We start from the raw sequence: 20,353 nt of genomic DNA, 5'->3' as shown, positions 1-20,353 counted from the left end.
CTGTTTACTAAACAATTTTGTCAATAAAAATTTTTTATTTTTTTGAGGAGTGTGTAAAAATGGTTGGAATTAGAGATGTCGCACGAAAGGCAAATGTCTCTCCTGCTACAGTTTCCCGCGTGTTGAATAACGATCAGACGATCCATGTGGCTCAGGCTACTCGGCAACGGATAGTAGAGGCAGCTGCTGCGTTGGATTATGACATCAGTACTCGTAAATATATCAAAAAGAGAATGCCTTCGATTGGTGTGATCTCTACGATCGGCAAAGCGAGCGAAGAACAGGATATCTATTACAAACATTTGCGAGTAGGGATGGAAGAAGAAGCTCGACGTCTGCATTTAGGGATGAATCGAATCTATAATCTATCTGATAATCCTAAACAATGGGAAGATCTAGATCAGTTAGGTGCGGTGATCGTTGTTGGGACTGTTACGAAAGAATCGATTACCGCCTTGTTAAAACAAAACATGCAAATAGTCGTCGTGGATAACCCTGACATCCAGCAAGAGGTCGATATGGTGTATGCAGATCTTGAACGGATGACTAAAACCGTACTGGAATTGTTCTTAGAAAATGGTCATAAAAGAATAGCCTATATCGGGGGATATAAAGTCGATATGGATGAATTCGGTGGGAAGCAGATTTCTATAAATGAAAAGAGGATGCGTGCCTATCAGCATTTTATGATCGATCATCACTTAGAAAAATATATGTCTTATCGTCTAGGTGGCTGGACAGAAAAACAAGGTGAGGTACTTGCGACTGATCTATTAGAAAATGAATCCCCTCTTCCTACTGCCATTCTTGTCGGGAGCGATCCAATGGCAATCGGTGTCTATCAGGCATTGAAGCAAAAAAACATCCAAATTGGAGAAGAGATTGTTGTAGCAAGCTTCGATAATATCGAGACAATTGCAAATCTCTCGCCTGGCTTGACCAGTGTTCAAATCAATGCAAAATCAATTGGGCAAGCAGCTGTTCGAATGGCATTGGAGCGAATTGACGGTATACGTGATGAACCGATCATTTTGACTTATCCTGCGCGATTGATTGTTCGGGATAGTTTTATCCCAAGAACAAAAAGATATTGAAAAAGAGGTTGTGAAAAAGCCGCTTAGTTTCTTCATACTCAAAACTAAACGGAAGGATCACAGCCTCTTACTTATACTTATTCACAAAATCCAATGTCTGCTGGTAACAATTTTGCGATTCTTTTAACGTGTAATCAAATTGGTATTCATGAGTAATCTCTTTTTTTGTATCTGTATAAAACAAGGATTGCACGGGTACTTTTAATTCTGTCAATCAGTTTTCTAATGCTTGACCTTGTTTTTGGAATGAGTAAGCATTTCCGTCAGTTATATACGTTGGCGGAAATTCCTTAGAAACATGGTCAGCCACACTGGCTTCTTTCAATTGCTCACTCGTTTTCCAATCTTTTGTTCCAATCAACGACCACGCAACGGTTTTGACGAAAAACTTCATAAATCGATCATCCGAATGCTGCTGTGCTGTTAGCTTCAAATCAACAGGTCCGCAATAAGAAATGGTTCCTTTCAGACTATCTTTTGGAAGTAGCTGTTTGATTTTCATTTGTTTAGCATACGCGTCATTCGTTTGTATAGCTGCATATTGCAATGCGATTTGTGAACCTGCACTATCTCCACCAAAAAATAATTGTTCCATGTCTAGCAATTTGTCGTCTTTTTCTTCAGCTAATAAATCTTTAATCAGTTCATTCACTTGAAGAACTTGATTAGGGTATTCTGAATCAGGCGCTAATTCATAATTCATCGCAACCACTGCGATGTTGGCGTCTGAAACTAATTTTGTCGCAAATTCTTTGACACCCGATTTATCTCCGCCGACGAATCCTCCACCATGTACCCAAAATAGAACAGGAACAGGCCCCTTGCTGTTTTTTGGATAGTAGATGTCATAAGTATTCTCTTTATACTTGGACTCATACGTCAAATCTGTTTTTTTCGCCACGTTTTTTTCTGCTTGATCGAACGTTTTTTTATCAGTGATTTGAACAGTATTTGAAAACATATGGTTGATCAAGAATGCTCCAGGTCTGGGGGAAAGCTGGAAGGCAAGAAAGATTGCAAACGCGATCCCAAGAATGATTCCGAAGAACCATCCGATAAATTTAAGAATTTTCTTTTTCATAAGGCTCCCTCAGTAGTTAGTATTAAGCATTCTGATTATACCATAGTGTTATTTCCTATCAAGCTCTCCTAGATGATTTAATGATTTTCCCCAAACTTCTTCTGCAATGCTTTTGACAAAAAAAATTTTTTCCATTGTTCTTCAAACAAAACATTTTCTTCTTCTGTTGAAGCAAATCCACATTGAGGACTTAAGCACAAACGATCCAAAGGCAGATATCGTGTCGCTTCGTAGATCCGGTCAATCACTTGCTGGTGCTCTTCCATTTCGCCATTTTTCGTTACAGTCAAAATCTAAGACAACTAATTTATCTTCAGAGACTTTCTCTAAAAGAACAAAGCTCCCAGCACGTCCACTATCGTATTCTAAATAGTAGGCACGGACATTTTCTTGAGTAAAATAATGGGTCTGCTACGTCGTTATAACCCCCTGATGCCGCCCAAATCGAATAATAATTTCCGCGTCAAATATGTATATTTAGTGTTGAATCATTTGAGAATATGAAAATAAAAATCTTTTTGATCAATCAGTTAATCAAATTGAAATAACGAAAAATCTGAGACAGAATGACGTTCATTCTGACCCAGATTTGATTTTGCACAACTCATCAGTCCTTATTGGCAAATCGCCAAAATAATGTAGACTAACTAAAAAGACTAAGAAACAATAACAAAAGTTAACGCTCCTTAGTCTTTCTTTAGCACGTCTATTTATTAAAGATTTTAGGGCCTTTTCTCATGTTTTTACGATCATTCTTAGGTGTTTCCATTTGTTTGGATCGGCCTCCACCTTGTTTCTTTTTGATCAATTCTTTCATTTTTTCTTTTTGGTCCATTTTTATTCTCCTTTAACGAATGAAGCGACTAATTCGATATGATGGGTTTGCGGGAAAAGATCTACAGGCTGAACTTTCTTCACGGCGTAACCTGCTTCTGCAAATAACTTAGCATCTCTTGCAAAAGTTGCTGGATTACAAGAGATATAGACGATTCGTTCTGGTGACATTTCGATTGCTGATTCAATAAAATGATGATCTAATCCTTTACGTGGAGGGTCTACTACGATCACAGATGGTTTGACCCCTTTTTCTTGCCATTTTTTCATGACTTTTTCTGCTTTCCCGACTTCATAATGAACATTTTCGATTTTATTATTTAAGGCATTGAACTGTGCATCTTCAATTGCTTCTGGAATAACTTCCATCCCATATACCTTATCTACTCTGTCAGCTAGAGACAATCCGATTGTACCTATTCCTGAATAAGCATCGATCACAATGTCTTTTTTATCCAACTCGGCAAATTCGATGGCTGTTTGGTACAAATACTCTGCTTGTTGAGTATTTACTTGATAAAATGACTTCGCTGAGATTCGATAGGTTTTTCCTAATAGCTGATCTTCGATATAGTCTCTGCCATATAAAACTTTTTCTTTGTCTCCTAAAATCACATTTGTTTTTTCTTCATTGATATTTTGGATGACCGAAACCACTTCTGGCAATTCTTCATGAATGGCTTCAGCAATTTCCTTGGATTTAAAAAATTTTTCTTTACGAGTAACTAAAACGACCATCATTTCATGGGAATAATGACCACGACGGATAATGATGTGACGAAGCTGTCCTTCATTTTTTTCTTCATTATATCCTCGTACTTGGAACCGTTGCAAGATATCTCTGACTACTTTGATTGCCTGATCGATGACAGGATCTTGGATATAAAAATCTTCGATAGGGACTAGATCATGGCTATTCTTTTTGTAAAAACCAGTGGCTAACTGTCCATCGATACGGCGAACAGGGATCTGTGCTTTATTACGGTAGCCAAATGGTTCTGCCATTCCGACCGTTGGAAGTACAGGAACTTCTGGCATCTTAGCAATCTTCGCCATTACATGCTCTACTTGTTTTTGTTTGAAGACAAGCTGTTGTTCATACTTCAAATGGGCTAAAGGTGCGATACCTGTGCGAAGTAATGCATTGTTTTCTACAGGCTGACGATCAGGTGATTGTGTAATAAATGTTTCGACTTTTCCATATCCAAACTTATTGCCTGCTTTTACTACTAGTATTTCTACTTCTTCTCCAGGGAGTGCATTTTCGATAAATAATGGATAACCATCGATTTTTGCTACCCCCATTCCTTCATAACTCAAGTCGACGATTTCGACTGTATATCGTTCGTTTTTCTTTACTATTTGCTGTTCTGTCATATTTTGCTCCTTTAAGCCTATTTTTCAATCCTACTGAACTCTACTATAAATCAGCTAATTACACAACTAAAACCGGCACTGACCTTACTACGTTCAGCACCGGCTTTTGATTAATTCTTTTGATTAGGTGTTTCGTCTGCTATTTTTCCGTCACCGTCGATATCTTCATCCGTTAAACGTTCGACTTCTTTTACAAATTCTTTGCTAACAACCTCTAATTCTTCTTCATCTGTGCCTGTGATTGCTTCATCAGGAATCTGATCGGTATTGGCAAAGAACTCAATATGCTGATGAAGATTTTGGAAATGCATCGGTGCTTCCCCACCATATTCACCATCTAAGTTGATCATTACTGGTCGATTGATATCATCTTCTGTTTCGACGAACAAACTGCTTGTTTTGGTATAGATTACTCTTGGATCATCGACATGACGACCGCCATTCAGCATGAGTGCCGCAATATGCAAGATCTCAAAGATATTTGCTGTCTTCACAATGATTAAAGAAAACTTCCCATCATCCAATTTGGCATCTGGCGCGATCTGTTCGAATCCTCCAACAGAGTTCGTCAGCCCTAGGAAAAACATCGAAGCATTTCCGATATATTCCCCTTCATCATACTTCAAGCGCATTTTGATGGGCTTTACTCGAGGGAGCATCTCTGCTCCTTTTGCAAGATAAGCAAGATAACCAAAAATACTCTTTAGTTCTGATGGAACTTCATAAGTCAATTCTGTCAAATAGCCACCTGCAGCGATATTGATGAAGTAACTGTTATCAGAAAGGCCGATGTCCATTTTTACGGTTTGATGCTTTTTGATCACTTCTGCTGCTGCTTTAATATTATCTCTAGGAATTTTTAATGCTCGAGCATAGTCGTTCGTTGTACCAGCTGGGATGATGGCCATTTTAGGACGGTGTTCAAGCGGAGCGATTCCATTAACCACTTCGTTGATTGTGCCATCGCCACCAGCTGCCACTACTAGATCAAAACCTAGTTCTGCGACTCTACGTGCTTCATTCTTGGCTGAATCTGGTTCTGGTGTAGTTGCATAGGCGCTGGCTTCAAATCCTGCTTCTTCTAATGACTGTAGGATATCCGCCAAATTTTTTTTCAATAATTCTTTTCCCGAGGTGGGGTTATAAATTACGCGTGCTTTTTTCATTTTCAGCCTCTATCGTTTCGCTAATTCATCTTTAAGTAGCTTATTCACGACACCAGGATTTGCTTGTCCTTTAGTTGCTTTCATGATTTGACCGACTAGGAAGCCAACCGCACGATCTTTTCCATTTTTGAAATCATCGACAGATTGTTGGTTGTTATCCAAAATTTCATTAATGATTGGAAGCAGTTTGTTCGGATCAGATAATTGCACCCAACCATTTTTTTCAACTACTTCTTGGGCTTTTCCGCCATTTGTGATCAATTCACGGAAGACTTTTTTGGCGATTTTTGAGCTGATCGTTCCATCGGCGATCAAACGAATCATTCCTGCTAAGTTCTCAGGTGTCAATTTTGTCTCAGCTAATTCCAGTTTCTCACTGTTCAAGTAAGCAGAAACTTCACCCATCAACCAGTTAGATGCTTGCTTGGCATCTGCACCATTTTCCAAAACAGCTTCAAAGAAATCAGACATTTCTTTTGTAAGTGTCAATACCATTGCGTCATACTCTGGAAGACCAAACTCACGGATATAGCGTTCGCGACGAGAAGCTGGCATCTCAGGCAAACTAGCTTTTACTTTTTGAATCCATTCGTCATCGATCACGAATTTCGGGATATCAGGCTCTGGGAAGTAACGATAATCACTAGACCCTTCTTTGACACGCATCAAAACTGTTTTATTCGTTGTTTCGTCAAAACGGCGTGTTTCTTGTTGGATTTCTCCTCCTGAAAGAAGAACTTTTGCTTGACGTTTTTCTTCAAAAGCTAAACCTTTTTTCACGAAAGATAAAGAGTTCAAGTTTTTCAATTCTGCTTTCGTACCGAACTCTTCTTGTCCATAAGGGCGAAGAGAAATATTGGCATCACAGCGCATAGAGCCTTCTTCCATTTTCACATCGCTGACTTCTGTAAATTGGATAATTGAACGCAATGCTTCTAGATAAGCGTATGCTTCTTCTGGTGAACGCATATCAGCTTCAGAAACGATTTCGATCAAAGGCGTGCCTTGTCGGTTCAAATCAACGTAAGAATAACCGCCAATACCATGCATGTTTTTTCCAGCATCTTCTTCTAAATGGACACGTTCGATCCGAATTTTTTTCTTTTTACCTTCTACTTCGATTTCGATCCATCCGTCATGACCGATTGGTTGATCAAATTGGGAAATTTGATATGCTTTTGGATTATCTGGGTAAAAATAATTTTTCCGGTCAAAATGAGTATCTTTAGAGATTTCACAGTTTAATGCCAAAGCTGCTTTCATCCCGAATTCCAGCGCAGCTTTATTCATTACTGGCAGCACGCCTGGATAACCCCAGTCGATCACGTTTGTATTGCTGTTTGGTTCTGCACCAAAATGAGCTGGCGCTGGAGAGAAAATTTTTGAGTTGGTTTTTAACTCGACGTGGACTTCTAGTCCAATGACTGTTTCAAAATTCATTCGTCTTTCCCTCCTAAAATAGCTGGTTGTTGTGTGTGGAATTCTGTTGCTTGTTCAAACGCATATGCCGCTTGATACATCGTTTTTTCATCAAAATAATCACCGATGATCTGCAATCCAACTGGTAATCCTTCTGATAAACCTGCCGGTACAGACATACCTGGAAGTCCAGCCAAGTTGACAGGGATCGTTAAGATGTCACTCATGTACATTGTGATTGGATCGTTAATGTTCTCACCGATTCCGAATGCAACTGTTGGTGAAGATGGCCCGATGATCAAGTCATAATCTGCAAAGACTTTTTCAAAATCTCGTTTGATCAATGTACGGACTTGTCCTGCTTTTTTGAAGTAAGCGTCATAATAACCCGCACTTAAGGAGAATGTACCTAACATGATACGGCGTTTTACTTCTTCACCGAATCCTTCTGAACGTGAGTTGACATATACATCATCTAATGATTTCACATTTTCAGAGCGATAACCGTAGCGGATACCATCGAATCGTTGCAAGTTGGAACTTGCTTCTGATGAGGCAATGATATAATAAACAGCCACACCGTATTTTGAATGAGGCAAGCTGACTTCTTCCACAACAGCACCTAATGAACGGAATGTTTCTGCTGCTTTCAATACAGCTTCTTTTACGCCAGGGGCCACACCTTCGCCTAAGTATTCTTTAGGTAAAGCAATCTTCATTCCTTTGATGTCGCCTGTCAGTCCCTCTGCAAAATCAGGAACTGAAACGCCTGAAGAAGTACCGTCTTTTTCGTCATAACCGCTGATAGCTGTCAATGCTAATGCATTATCTTTCACCGTACGGGTCATTGGTCCAATTTGGTCAAGAGATGAAGCAAAGGCAATCAAACCAAAACGTGAGACACGGCCATAAGTAGGTTTCATCCCTACGATGCCGTTAAAAGCTGCTGGTTGACGGATACTTCCCCCAGTATCACTACCTAAAGAAACTGGAATTTGTCCAGCTGCAACTGCTGCTGCAGAACCACCAGAAGAGCCACCAGGTACTTTTGTTGGGTCCCAAGCATTTTTTGTTTTCTTGAAATAAGAAGTTTCTGTACTTCCACCCATAGCAAATTCATCCATGTTTAGCTTACCAACAGGGATCATATCTGCTTGATAGATTTTATCCATGACCGTTGCATCATAAATTGGTTCAAAATTGTAAAGGATCTTAGATGCAGCGGTTGTCAAGATATCTTTTGTTACGATATTATCCTTGATACCAATTGGAATACCAGCAAGGACGTTGCTTTCATCAATCCCTTTTTCATCTAAAGCTTTTGCCTGTTCCAATGCTTTTTCTTCGTTCAATGTAATGAATGCTTCGACCTCAGGCTCTGTTTCTTTGATTCGTTCAAATGTTGCTTTTGTCAAATCTTGTACAGTGATTTCTTTCGATACAAGCATATGATGCAGTTCTTCTAGAGAACGATTGTGTAATTCTGTCATTATGCGCCAGCCTCCCCATTATCGATGATTGCGGGTACTTTGATAAAGCCGTCTTCTGTTTCCGGCACATTTTTCAATAATTCATCGCGGTTCCATCCAGCTTGCGCCCGATCTTGTCGCATCACGTTTACTGTTTCAACCACATTCGACGTAAATGGAACACCTTCCGTATCTACTTCTTCCAGCATTTCAACCATATCGATGATTTTACCTAATTGGTCGGTAAAACTTGCAAGTTCTTCATCTGCGAATGCAAGTTTTGCTAATTTGGCAACGTGTTTCACTTGTTCTTCACTAATCGCCATACTACCCCTTCTTTCTAAACGAGTTAAAAACTTTGCTCTCTATTTTAACACAAGAGTGCCGTGTCTGAAATTGTTTATTGAAATTTGTCTGAAAAAACTCATTTTTCATTCTTCTACTGAGCGACTTTTAGCCAATACATCTGCCATTTGATCTTCTGTCCAAACTTCGATTCCTAATTCTTGTGCTTTGGTCAGCTTGCTGCCAGCATCTTCTCCTGCTACCACGATATCCGTTTTTTTCGATACGCTACCAGTCACTTTCCCGCCAAGATTTTCGATCGTCTCTTTTGCTTCTTCACGAGTAAATCGTGTTAGTTTACCAGTAAGGACTACTGTTTTTTCTTTAAAAGGAGACTCGACTTCTTGCAATTGGGCATTTCGAAGCCCTTTGTATTCGAAATTGACGCCTGCTTGTTTTAATTCATTCATCAATTCATGGACTTCTTCGTTACTGAAATAAGTGACTACACTGTCGGCAATGATATCACCGATCGTATCAAGCGCAATAATCGACTCATAATCACTTTTACTCAATGTTTCTAGATCACCGAAATGTTCTGCTAAAATTTTTGCTGCTTTCGCTCCGACATGTCGGATTCCTAACCCGAAAATCAACCGCTCGACCGAATTATCTTTGCTGTTGTCGATTGCTGTCAAAATATTATTTGCTGATTTTTCTTTTATTTTGTCCAACGTCAATAACTCTTCTTCTGTCAATTTGTAAAGATCAGCAACATCTGCTACTAGTTTTTTATCATACATCTGTTCAAGTACGCGCGGCCCCAACCCATCGATATTCATCGCATTTCTTGAAACAAAGTGGTTCAAACCTTCTTTCATTTGAGCAGGGCATTTAGGATTGATGCACCGTAAGGCTACTTCTTCATCCAAATGGACAAGTTCACTTCCACAAACTGGACAATGTGTAGGCAATTGGTATTCTTCGCTGTCTTTAGGTCGTTTATCTAACACGACTTGCGAAACTTCTGGGATGATGTCTCCCGCTTTATAAATCAGAACTGTATCTTTCAAGCGGATATCCTTCAACTTAATATAATCACCGTTATGCAGGCTGGCACGGCTTACTGTCGTTCCTGCTACTCGGACTGGTGTCATGATAGCTGTTGGCGTTACTACCCCTGTTCGACCGACTGTCCATTCGATGTTTTCGATTAGCGTTTCAACTTCTTCTGGCGGAAACTTGTAAGCTGCTGCCCATCTCGGTGCTTTGACAGTAAAACCAAGTTGATCTTGTAGCGAGAATTCATTCACTTTGATGACGATTCCATCGATTTCATAGGGCAAATCCACACGTTTGTCATGATATTCTTCAATGTATGACCACACTTCATCAATCGAATGACATAGACGTTTTTCCCGATTCGTGTGGAATCCAATTTTTTCTAGCTCTTCTAGCGCATCATACTGGTTTTTTGCTTGCATAGGACCGAAATCAGCTACTGTGTATAAAAAAGTGTCCAGATTTCTTTTCGCTGTGATTTTAGAATCTAACTGACGCAAAGAACCAGCTGCGGCGTTCCGAGGATTCGCAAAGATATCTTTTCCCTCTGCTTCTCTGTCTTGGTTCAATTGGACAAATGACCGTTTTGGCATGAAACATTCGCCTCTTACTTCGATGTTCATTGGTTCTTTTAATTTGATTGGGACCGACCGGACAGTTTTTAGGTTTTCAGTGATGTTTTCTCCTACAGTTCCATCCCCGCGAGTCGCACCTCTCACGAAATTTCCATCTTCATAACGCAAAGAAACGGAAAGTCCATCTATTTTTAGTTCACAGCAATAGTCAACTACACGTCCCACTGCTTTTTGTACACGTTGATCAAAAGCTATCAGTTCTTCTTTGCTGAAAACGTCGTTCAAACTGTAAAGCGGAATATCATGAGTGACTTTTTCAAAACCTTCTAATACTTTTCCGCCTACTCGTTGAGTGGGAGAATCAGACGTGATCAAATCAGGATATTGTTCCTCGATTGCTACTAATTCTGCGTATTCTTTATCATAAACATAGTCTTCCACTGTTGGTTTATCTTCTACGTAGTATTCGCGAGACCATTGGTTCAGTCTTGTACGAAGTTCTTCTGCTCGTTTAGCAGCTTCGTCAATCGTCATTTCATGTTCCATCATTTACCCTCCACTACTAAGCTTTTTCAATTGGCGCAAAGGCAGCCAAAAGACGTTTTACTCCTTGACTTGGGAAAGCCACATCTAGTTCTAGATCCTTCGACGTCCCGCTTACTCGGACGACTGTTCCTAGACCCCATTTTTTGTGTTTGACTTTATCTCCAGGTTTCCAGCTGTTATTTTCCCCTCCAGTAGCACTTTTAGAGGGAACAACCGCTGTCTCTGGCTGTTTATAGCTATATGCTGTTTTTTTAGCGAATACAGGTGTTTTTTTAGGCGTAGGACGCATGCCTTCGATTTCCAGTAACTCCTGATCGATTTCTTCTACAAAACGAGAAGGTCGGTTATATTGCGTCCGTCCATATAATGTTCTGGAGAAAGCATTTGTTAAATACAACGCTTCTTCTGCTCGCGTGATCCCCACATATGCGAGACGGCGTTCTTCTTCCAGTTCGCTTTCTTCCATCAATGCTCGAGATAAAGGAAAAACCCCCTCTTCTAGACCAATCAGGAATACAACTGGGAATTCTAATCCTTTGGCTGCATGCAAAGTCATCAATGTCACTTGGGAAGCATCTTCTTCTAAATTGTCAATGTCGGAAACAAGTGCCAGATCATTCAAGAAGACCGTTAGTTTTTCTTCTGGTGCATCAGCGTCTTCTTCATTTTGCTGTTCGAATTGTTTGTCGAATTCTTGTGTGACCGTTAAAAATTCCTCCAAGTTTTCGATGCGTGCTTGTGCTTCTAATGTATTTTGGATTTTTAAGTCTTCTAGATATCCGCTACGATCCAAAACCTCTTTCGTCAATTCTGTCACTGTCAAGTATGGGATCATCTGAGTGACTTCTTGGATCATCTCTCCAAATGCACCTAATTGCTGTCCTGCTTTTCCACCGATATTTGCCAAATCCACATTTTGCGCTGCTTCAAGCAGTGGCCATTCATGAAGAGAAGCAAAACTGCGTAATTTTTCGATAGATCCTGGTCCGATGCCTCGTTTGGGCGAATTAACGATACGCTCAAAACTGATTGAATCTTGAGGATTTGCCAGCACATTCAAATACGCTAAAATATCTTTGATTTCTTTACGATCGTAGAACTTGTGCCCTCCAACCATTTTATAAGGAATATTTGCTTTCAACAGAGTTTCTTCCATTACACGAGATTGTGCGTTCGTCCGGTACAAGATGGCAAAGTCGCCGTAATTCCGATGATTGCTTCGAATCTCTTCTTGCATCCGGTCTACGATAAAACGGGTTTCGTCTCGTTCATTATCTGCACGGTAGTAAGTGATCTTGTTTCCTTCTTTGTTTTCTGTCCATAAGTTTTTTGGTTTTCGATTGCTATTGTTTTCAATGACTTGGTTTGCTGCGCTAAGGATGTTTTTCGTGGAGCGATAGTTTTGTTCTAGCAAAATTACTGCAGCATCTGGATAATCTTTTTCAAAATCCAAGATGTTCTGCATATCTGCACCGCGCCAGCCGTAAATACTTTGATCTGCATCTCCCACGACGCACAGGTTCCTAAATCTACCTGCCAATAAATTGACTAGCGTATACTGTGCGTGATTTGTATCTTGGTACTCATCTACATGAATATAATGGAATTTGTTTTGATAATATGTGAGTGAATCAGGATGTTCTTCAAATAACCGAATCGTATTCATGATCAGGTCGTCAAAGTCCATACATTGATTATATTGAAGCTCTTTTTGGTAAGCAGCATAACATTTTGCCGCAATCTCTTCGTAATAACTACCTTGCATTTTTGTAAAATCCTGAGGGGTCTGCAGACTGTTTTTTGCTTGAGAGATTGTTCCTAATATACTTCGAGGATCATATTTTTTCGGATCAATGTTCAGTTCTTTTAGTATCCGTTTCATCAAGGTCAGCTGTTCAGAAGAATCGATGATTGTAAAGTTCCGGTTATACCCGATAAAATCAACATCTCTTCTTAAAATACGCACACACATCGAGTGAAAAGTCGATACCCAGACATCTTCGCCTCCAGATGCGAGAATCGCATTGACACGTTCTTTCATTTCTTTTGCAGCCTTATTGGTAAAAGTAATCGCTAGGATGTTCCAAGGATTGACTTCTTTTTCCTCAATCAAATAGGCAATGCGGTGTGTCAGCACTCTCGTCTTTCCACTTCCTGCACCTGCCATTAGCAGTAATGGTCCGTCAGTGTGAAGAACAGCTTCTTTCTGACGGGGGTTCATCCCGTTTAATAATTCAGCTTTGGATGACATTAACAACATCCTTTCTTTTATCAATCTTGTTAATTATAGCATTTTCTTGGCTTTCATTAAACTAGCTAGTTCAAAATCATTTGTTTCTTTTTATGGATTTTTCCTTGTCAATTCGTTGATTTCGCGCTAAATTAAAAGAAAGCGAGGCGTTTGAATGGAAAAAAAAGGAAAAATCAAGAAATTAGATAAGACTCAGATGTATTTTATTCTAAAAGGAATATTTGTTGGACTGCTGACAGGAATCGTCGTTAGCCTGTTTCGATTATCTATCGAAAAGCTAAGCGATTTAGTTCGAAGTATCTATGAAATGAGTTGGGAACAGCCGATTTACTTAATTGGCCTAGCTATTTGCTGCATCCTTGCAGCATTTTTCGTGGGTTATCTGGTCAAAAATGAACCGGATATCAAGGGAAGCGGGATTCCACAAGTAGAGGGACAGCTTCGCGGGGAATTATCAATGAACTGGTTCTCTGTTTTATGGAAAAAGTTCATTGGCGGTGTACTTTCAGTTGGTGCGGGCCTTTTTCTAGGTAGAGAAGGACCTTCTATACAGCTTGGCGCATCCATTGGACAAGGAGCTGGACAATTGTTTCGGAGTCCATCTTCAGAAGAAAAGATTTTAATTTCTAGCGGTGCAAGTAGCGGACTTGCAGCAGCATTCAATGCTCCTATCGCAGGATTACTCTTTGTTTTAGAAGAAATCCATCACTCCTTTTCTCCACTTGTTTGGCTGACATCATTTGCTTCAGCAATCACTGCTAACTTCGTCTCTCTTTACTTTTTCGGCTTGAGACCTGTTTTATATCTAGGTGACCTTCCTTCTTTGCCGTTGAAATATTATGGTTCCTTAGTGATCTTAGGAGTACTTCTAGGCGTCTTAGGTTTTATTTATCAGAAGGTCTTGCTGGCTTTGCCAAAATTTTACAACCGATTGCCTTTACCAGCTTATTTTCACGGGTTCGTTCCTTTCTTGCTGATTTTGCCAATTGGTTATTTATGGCCTAATACTATAGGCGGAGGCAATCAAATCGTTTTAGCTTTTGGACATGCTTCCTTGCCAATCATTATGATTATCGGTTTGTTTGTTCTTCGATTCGTTTTTTCCATGATTTCTTACGGTGGTGGTCTTCCAGGGGGGATTTTCCTTCCGATATTGACATTGGGGGCTTTAATCGGTAGCTTTTATGGAAACATTATGGTTGATTTCGGAATGGATCCAATCTACATCAAGGATTTTGTCGTTATTGCCATGGCTGGTTATTTCACAGCGATTGGAAAAGCACCGCTGACAGCAATTATTTTAGTGACAGAAATGGTTGGCTCTCTTAATCATCTGATGCCTTTAGGATTGGCTGCTCTTGTTGCTTATATCGTCAATGACCTTCTCGGCGGTAATCCAATTTACGAATCATTATTGGAACGTCTACTTGGAAATACTCAGACCGCCTCACTAAAAGGTGCAAGGACAACTTTTGATTTTCCAGTAACGGCAGAGAGTTCTTTAGACGGTTTAATGGTACGAGACTTCAATTGGCCTAAAAATATGCTGCTAATCTCTATACGCAGAGGAAATCAGGAAATCTTGACTCACGGTGATACGATCATGAATGTAGGAGATATTTTGGTTATCTTGACTGATGAAGCAAACTTGCCAAGAATCAAGCAGGAAATCGAGGCTAAATCTTCTATCACAAATTTGAAGCAATCATTTTAACGAACATGGAAAAACTATTTTACAACAACTATTCATCTACACTACTTGATTCTATATGATTCTATAAAAAAAGAAGAGGCTGGGAAAACCCAGCCTCTTCTTTTTTATTTCTATGCTTCTGCTGCTGCAGGAGCTTTTCTCAATAACCCATAAATCACACCAGATACGACTGCTCCGATAGCAATAAACACCAAATACATGACCGGGTGACTCAGTAAGAATACAACGAAAATCCCGCCGTGAGGAGCCAGTAATTTGATCCCGAAAGCTCCGACTAATCCGCCAGTTAAAGCAGAACCAATAATAAAACTTGGAATGGCACGAATCGGGTCAGCAGCTGCAAATGGAATCGATCCTTCCGTGACAAACGATAGTCCCATCACGATGTTCGTCAAACCAGCATCTTGATCTGTTTTGCTGAATTTATTCTTAAACAAACGTGTAGCAACGAAAATTGCCAATGGAGGTACCATTCCTCCAGCCATAACAGAAGCCATCACGACACTTCCGCCAGTTGCAACAGTCGTAGCTAAAGTTGCTGTACCAAACACATAAGCGGCTTTGTTGATTGGACCGCCCAAGTCTGCAGCCATCATTCCAGCTAATAATGCACCAAGTAAAGCAGCATTCGAACCACTCATACTTGTCAAGAAACCGTTCAATGCATCATTGATTGCTTTCATAGGAACATTGACCAGCAACATCAAGAAACCAGTAATCAGTAATCCAAACACTGGATAAAAGAGGATCGTTTTGATTCCATCCAATGATTTTGGTAAGTTCTTGAATAATTTACGTAAAAATACGATGACATAACCAGCTAAGAATCCACCAATCAGTGCACCTAAGAATCCTGCACCGCCTGTATTAGCTAATGCACCAGCAGCAAATCCAACGATCAAACCAGGGCGGTCACCGATACTTGAAGCAATAAATCCTGCTAATACCGGCAGCATGAAACCAAATGCAGCTTGTCCGATTTGGTTGAACCAGCTAGCAGCTTGATTGTAATTCCCTAGATTTGATAATTGATCATGTGGCACGCCAATAAATTGGTCGATCATGAAAGAAAGTGCAATAGCGATTCCTCCACCAATAACGAAAGGTAACATGTGTGATACGCCGTTCATCAAATCTTTGTAGATTCTTTGTCCGATAGTACCATCCGCATTTCCTTCTTCTGAACTGCTTTCTTTTCCATCACCATGGAATACTGGTGCAGTACCACTAAGGGCTAGATTGATCAACTCTTCTGGTTTACGGATACCATCACTGACAGGACGATTGATCAGTTCTTTTCCGTCAAAGCGATTCATCTCTACTTTTTTGTCTGCTGCAACGATTACACCTTCTGCACGGGCGATGTCTTCAGCAGTCAATCGGTTTTTGATTCCTTCTGAACCGTTCGTTTCGACTTTGATCTCCACACCCATTTCTTTCGCTTTTTTCTTCAAAGCATCTTCTGCCATGTAAGTGTGAGCGATCCCTGTTGGACAAGCTGTAACGGCAACAACGAATTTTCTTTCTGGATGAGCAGAAGCTTCTGCAGCTTGTGTTTCTTGTTCTGCTTTTTCTTCTGCTTCTTTTTGCTCTTCAGCTGTTTGGAACAAATCTTGGACTTCTTCTGGTGTATTTGCTTCTTTTAATTTTCCTACGAAATCTGCATCAATCAGCAATCGAGATAGTGCTGCTAATGCTTGCAAATGTGTGTCGTTTGCGCCTTCTGGAGCTGCGATCATGAAAAACAGATAAGTTGGCTGTCCATCTAAGGCTTCATAATCTACTCCTTTTTGGCTTTTTGCGAATAAAACTGTTGCTTCTTTAACTGCACTATTTTTCGCGTGAGGCATGGCGATTCCATCACCAAGACCTGTAGAAGTTTGTGCTTCACGGGCTAGAATTCCTTCTTTATATGTGTCGATATCGGAAATCCGGCCGGCATCAAACATTTTTTGGACCATTTCATCGATTGCGCCTTTTTTATCAGTCGCTTGCAAATCCATGATCATCGCTTCTTTGACCATTAAATCCTTGATATTCATGATTATCCTCCTTGAAACTAATCAATTTTTGTGATTTCAACTTCTGGTAGCAACTCATCAATCAATTCGCGAGCTGCCAAGTCATCAGAAAAAGCTGTTGCGCTTCCGCAAGCAACTCCCCATTTAAAGGCTTCGATTGGATCTTTCGTACGGCTGTAAGCCCCAATAAAGCCGGCAATCATTGAATCCCCTGCACCTACTGAATTTTTCAATGGGCGAACTAATACATTCGTTTTATAAGTTCCTTGTTCCGTGAAGAGCAAAGCACCGTCTCCAGCCATTGAGATCAGCACATTCTGTGCCCCTTCAGCTAGCAATTTTTTACCATACGGAATGATTTCTTCTACAGATTGGAAGGTTGTATTGTAAAGCTCAGCTAATTCGTGATTGTTTGGTTTGATCAACAATGGTTTCTTAACAAGTGCATTTTTTAGGTCATCACCTGTTGTATCAATCACGAAATCTGCACCTTTTTCTCGAATGATATCAATCAGTTCTTGATAAAATCCTTTTCGCAGGCTAGCCGGCGCGCTTCCTGACAATACGACGATATCTCCTTGTCCTACTGTTCCTAATGCTTGCTTCAACTCATCGATTTCTTCATCTGAAATAGATGGGCCCAAACCGTTAATTTCAGTTTCAGTATCTGATTTTAGTTTGATATTGATTCTTGTATCTTCTTTTACGGTTGTGAACAAAGACTGGATTTGTTCTTTTTCAAGCCACTTCGAAATAAATTCGCCAGTGAACCCTCCTAAAAACCCTAGTGCTGTAGATTGAGAATCGATCCGTTTCAAAATACGGGAAACATTGATCCCTTTTCCTCCAGGTAACTTGAAGTCTTCCTTCATTCGGTTCAAATCGCCTAGTTTTAACCCATCTACGCGTACGATATAATCAATTGATGGATTAAGTGTTACTGTGTAAATCATTGTATTGCCTCCTTAATTGTTGTCTTTTCACGGAATTCATTAACGAATTCTAATGGACAACGCTCGGTTATAATCGTGGCTGCTTCCAAAGGTGCAACAGAGGTGAAGGACAACTGGTTGAATTTGGTATGATCAATCAATACAAATGTCTCTTCGGAATTTTTCATGGCTAAACGTTTAACAGCTGCCTCTTCTGGATCCGGAGTCGTGAATCCTTGTTCAAGATGGGCACCGTTCATTCCCATAAATGCTTTATTAAAATGAAAATTTTTTAGTTGTTCTATCGCATTAGATCCTAAAACAGCATTAGTTGCCAGCTTTATCGTTCCACCTAAAATAATGGTAGCAAGCTCCAAATCAACTAAATTTGCCGCATGTTGAACGGAATTTGTCACTACTGTGATCTGTTTTCCTTGCAGAAAAGGAATCATTTCTAACGTAGTAGAGCCAGCGTCTAAATAAATGACATCTTCGTCATTAATGGTTTCAGCTGCCGATTTGGCGATTTGCTGTTTTTCGTGAACGTTTTTGAGTGATTTTTCACTCATATTCTGCTCAAAATTCAATAATTGCTCTTTCTTAGCTCCGCCATGAACTCTTTCTAGAAACCCACTATTCTCCAGCTCTTGTAAATCACGTCTTATCGTTGATTCAGAAGCATTCAAAAGGTTTACAAGATCTTGTGATTTCACGATTTTCTGCTGTTCAAGCAAGTCTAGGATTTTTTGTCTGCGTTCCTCTGTAAGCATTTTCACGATCACCTCAATACAAATAATAGCATATTTTTTTTCTACTCGCAATATAAATCAGTCAAAAACGTTCATAAAAATTATAAATCAGTCAAAAAAAAAATAAAAAACCAGTCAAAAAGACTGGTTTTTTATTTTTTTATCTATCATCAAGCCGTTTTATCGTTTTTTATTTTCGCTTCTTGTTTTTTTCATATAAACAGAAGCAGGTTTTCTTTCCTTATGAAGAAGATAATAATAAAGTCCCATCCCGCCAAACATGACCAAAAAACCGATGACTGATCGAATAGGAAAATTAGGAACAAAAAAGAGACAGACGGATAATAATGATGCCGGAACCATTATTCGATAATAGAGTTGTTTATCCATTTTCTTCACCTCATATTTTTTGTAAAGTAATCAATTGTTCTAATTCTCGGTAATCTAAAAATTGCACACGCAGATGCTGCTCACCTTTCTTGACATCGAATTGGATACTTCGCCGCTTTTTCTTTATTCGTTTGAAGGTAACATCAGAGAGTCTATGTTTGATTTCCTTTAACGGTAATTCTGACAGGGATTCTGAAGGAACATAGATTCTTAAGGATAAAAGATACTCTTGATATTTTTCATCTGTTACCTCTACTTCTAGATATTCCCTAATATAATAACAATAAGCTTCGATTCCATTATCCAAAGCAACAGTCGGATCGATAACTTTATAGCACATCATGCGCGAGCGATTCTCGTCAACCCAAGGAAAATACGCCTGAGCATTTAGTGTTCCGCGAACACGCCTTTCTTTATAATCTCCTTGTTGAATATCATAACTTTTTATTACAAAAAATGAAGCATTCTTTTTAGGAACAGGTTGCATTTGTGCATTCTGATACTGGACAGATTGGATCGTATGGTCAGTGTAAATGTATTCAACGAATGGCGGTTTCAATAAACCGACACCATTGTCCCAAGCAAGATGATCAAACCCAAGCTGGTCCCTAAAATAGGATTGAAACATTTGATTGTTTGGCTTTTGCCAGTTAAAGGGGTCTCGATAAAGCTGGATACATATGACTTCGTTTTCTAATTCCTTCACTTTTTCTACTTGTTGGATGTCGAGAAAAATCGGTTTAGGGATGATTTGATGATAATAGCGACTATAATACATTTCCCAACACGAAGTGAAACATAAACCTTGGTAAAAAAGATCGTATCCTGGAAATTGGTTGCAATCGACTACTACTTCCCCGTTTTGTTGTTTCATTTTAGGTAAATGTTCGATTTCATCCTTTTTCTCAAACAATAGCCGTTGAGAGATCTGTTTTGTATTGTGATAGATAAACTCGCTATAAGCTCGCATATAGGCGAACACCCCATGAGCAATCATTTTTTTCTGAATGAAGTCTCGAATCAAAAATTGCTTTTCTTTGAAAACAGAGATAGACAATACATTTTTTATCAACAATTTATTATCTTCCAAGCGAAAACTACATTCGTTCTCGTCATTTCCTACAACTAACCAACTTTCGTCTCTTACCGATGCTAGCATTATTTTTTCTTGAAGCTTTCGAAGATCATACGGATCCGCTTGTTGTCTGAAAGAGCGGATAAATGTTGGCTGGATCAACAGACGTGTCAAAATAGCCCAATCGCTTATTTCCTGTTTTTTTTCTTCTTCATTTAAGTCTGTGAGCTGGATAGTCATCAATAATTTATCTTCGCCAATCATTTTCTCACCTCTTTCAAATCTTTTTATAATTTAATTATAACCAATGATA

16 protein-coding genes and 1 pseudogene are annotated in these 20,353 nt (G+C 39.5%); 2 read left to right on the top strand and 15 right to left on the bottom strand.

All coding sequences use genetic code 11. The features are described 5' to 3' along the window. Positions 1-59: 59 nt before the first annotated feature. Positions 60-1,094 carry a LacI family DNA-binding transcriptional regulator gene (locus tag MKX69_RS05310; RefSeq protein ID WP_341009157.1) on the top strand — a complete coding sequence of 345 codons (1,035 nt, stop codon included), beginning with the start codon at positions 60-62 and terminating at the stop codon, positions 1,092-1,094. 67 nt (positions 1,095-1,161) lie between these two features. Here MKX69_RS05310 and MKX69_RS05305 read toward each other — a convergent pair. The 10 genes and pseudogenes from MKX69_RS05305 to pcrA all read right to left on the bottom strand — a co-directional run bounded on the left by MKX69_RS05305 (position 1,162) and on the right by pcrA (position 13,159). Continuing rightward, a pseudogene (locus tag MKX69_RS05305) lies at positions 1,162-2,175 on the bottom strand (alpha/beta hydrolase). Between the two features lie 77 nt (positions 2,176-2,252). Next, a complete protein-coding gene (locus tag MKX69_RS05300) occupies positions 2,253-2,441 on the bottom strand; it encodes a methionine synthase (RefSeq protein WP_341010500.1) in 189 nt (62 codons plus the stop codon). A gap of 440 nt (positions 2,442-2,881) precedes the next feature. Beyond that, positions 2,882-3,010, bottom strand: a complete 129-nt coding sequence (locus tag MKX69_RS05295; RefSeq protein ID WP_002295229.1) for a 30S ribosomal protein S9 — start codon at positions 3,008-3,010, stop codon at positions 2,882-2,884. Positions 3,011-3,012: 2 nt separating this feature from the next. Then, a complete protein-coding gene (gene rlmD, locus MKX69_RS05290) occupies positions 3,013-4,386 on the bottom strand; it encodes a 23S rRNA (uracil(1939)-C(5))-methyltransferase RlmD (protein ID WP_002323988.1) in 1,374 nt (457 codons plus the stop codon). Positions 4,387-4,496: 110 nt separating this feature from the next. Beyond that, positions 4,497-5,552: a diacylglycerol kinase gene (locus MKX69_RS05285; RefSeq protein ID WP_002317640.1), complete on the bottom strand. Its 1,056-nt coding sequence runs from the start codon at positions 5,550-5,552 to the stop codon at positions 4,497-4,499. A 9-nt stretch (positions 5,553-5,561) separates the two neighbouring features. Then, positions 5,562-6,992, bottom strand: a complete 1,431-nt coding sequence (gene gatB, locus MKX69_RS05280) for an Asp-tRNA(Asn)/Glu-tRNA(Gln) amidotransferase subunit GatB (protein ID WP_086294110.1) — start codon at positions 6,990-6,992, stop codon at positions 5,562-5,564. Further along, positions 6,989-8,461, bottom strand: a complete 1,473-nt coding sequence (gatA, locus tag MKX69_RS05275) for an Asp-tRNA(Asn)/Glu-tRNA(Gln) amidotransferase subunit GatA (protein ID WP_002326945.1) — start codon at positions 8,459-8,461, stop codon at positions 6,989-6,991. Before gatA ends, gatB begins: the two co-directional genes overlap by 4 nt. Further along, positions 8,461-8,766, bottom strand: a complete 306-nt coding sequence (gene gatC / locus MKX69_RS05270) for an Asp-tRNA(Asn)/Glu-tRNA(Gln) amidotransferase subunit GatC (protein WP_002288477.1) — start codon at positions 8,764-8,766, stop codon at positions 8,461-8,463. Before gatC ends, gatA begins: the two co-directional genes overlap by 1 nt. Positions 8,767-8,871: 105 nt before the next feature. Continuing rightward, on the bottom strand, positions 8,872-10,908 hold the full coding sequence (ligA, locus tag MKX69_RS05265) for an NAD-dependent DNA ligase LigA (protein WP_341009151.1): 2,037 nt from the start codon (positions 10,906-10,908) through the stop codon (positions 8,872-8,874). A gap of 16 nt (positions 10,909-10,924) precedes the next feature. Continuing rightward, positions 10,925-13,159 carry a DNA helicase PcrA gene (gene pcrA, locus MKX69_RS05260; RefSeq protein ID WP_002323985.1) on the bottom strand — a complete coding sequence of 745 codons (2,235 nt, stop codon included), beginning with the start codon at positions 13,157-13,159 and terminating at the stop codon, positions 10,925-10,927. A 154-nt stretch (positions 13,160-13,313) separates the two neighbouring features. Between pcrA and MKX69_RS05255 the strand changes: the two genes are divergently transcribed. Beyond that, on the top strand, positions 13,314-14,873 hold the full coding sequence (locus MKX69_RS05255; protein ID WP_341009148.1) for a ClC family H(+)/Cl(-) exchange transporter: 1,560 nt from the start codon (positions 13,314-13,316) through the stop codon (positions 14,871-14,873). 110 nt (positions 14,874-14,983) lie between these two features. Here the strand turns inward: MKX69_RS05255 and MKX69_RS05250 are convergent, their stop codons facing one another. The 5 genes from MKX69_RS05250 to MKX69_RS05230 form a co-directional block, all read right to left on the bottom strand. Continuing rightward, positions 14,984-16,915: a PTS fructose transporter subunit IIABC gene (locus MKX69_RS05250; protein ID WP_002331438.1), complete on the bottom strand. Its 1,932-nt coding sequence runs from the start codon at positions 16,913-16,915 to the stop codon at positions 14,984-14,986. A 17-nt stretch (positions 16,916-16,932) separates the two neighbouring features. After that, a complete protein-coding gene (pfkB, locus tag MKX69_RS05245) occupies positions 16,933-17,847 on the bottom strand; it encodes a 1-phosphofructokinase (RefSeq protein ID WP_002288484.1) in 915 nt (304 codons plus the stop codon). After that, the gene (locus tag MKX69_RS05240; RefSeq protein WP_002288485.1) at positions 17,844-18,596 is read right to left on the bottom strand and encodes a DeoR/GlpR family DNA-binding transcription regulator; all 753 of its coding nucleotides are present in this window, start codon (positions 18,594-18,596) and stop codon (positions 17,844-17,846) included. The genes pfkB and MKX69_RS05240 overlap by 4 nt, the downstream gene beginning before the upstream one ends. Positions 18,597-18,755: 159 nt before the next feature. Then, positions 18,756-18,965 carry a hypothetical protein gene (locus MKX69_RS05235; RefSeq protein WP_002294422.1) on the bottom strand — a complete coding sequence of 70 codons (210 nt, stop codon included), beginning with the start codon at positions 18,963-18,965 and terminating at the stop codon, positions 18,756-18,758. Between the two features lie 10 nt (positions 18,966-18,975). Then, a complete protein-coding gene (locus MKX69_RS05230; protein ID WP_341009145.1) occupies positions 18,976-20,304 on the bottom strand; it encodes a hypothetical protein in 1,329 nt (442 codons plus the stop codon). Positions 20,305-20,353: the final 49 nt, after the last annotated feature.

Origin of the sequence: Enterococcus sp. FSL R5-0957, assembly GCF_038008005.1 — a bacterium.
GTDB lineage: Bacteria > Bacillota > Bacilli > Lactobacillales > Enterococcaceae > Enterococcus_B > Enterococcus_B faecium.
This window is presented reverse-complemented; position numbering and strand designations above follow the sequence as displayed.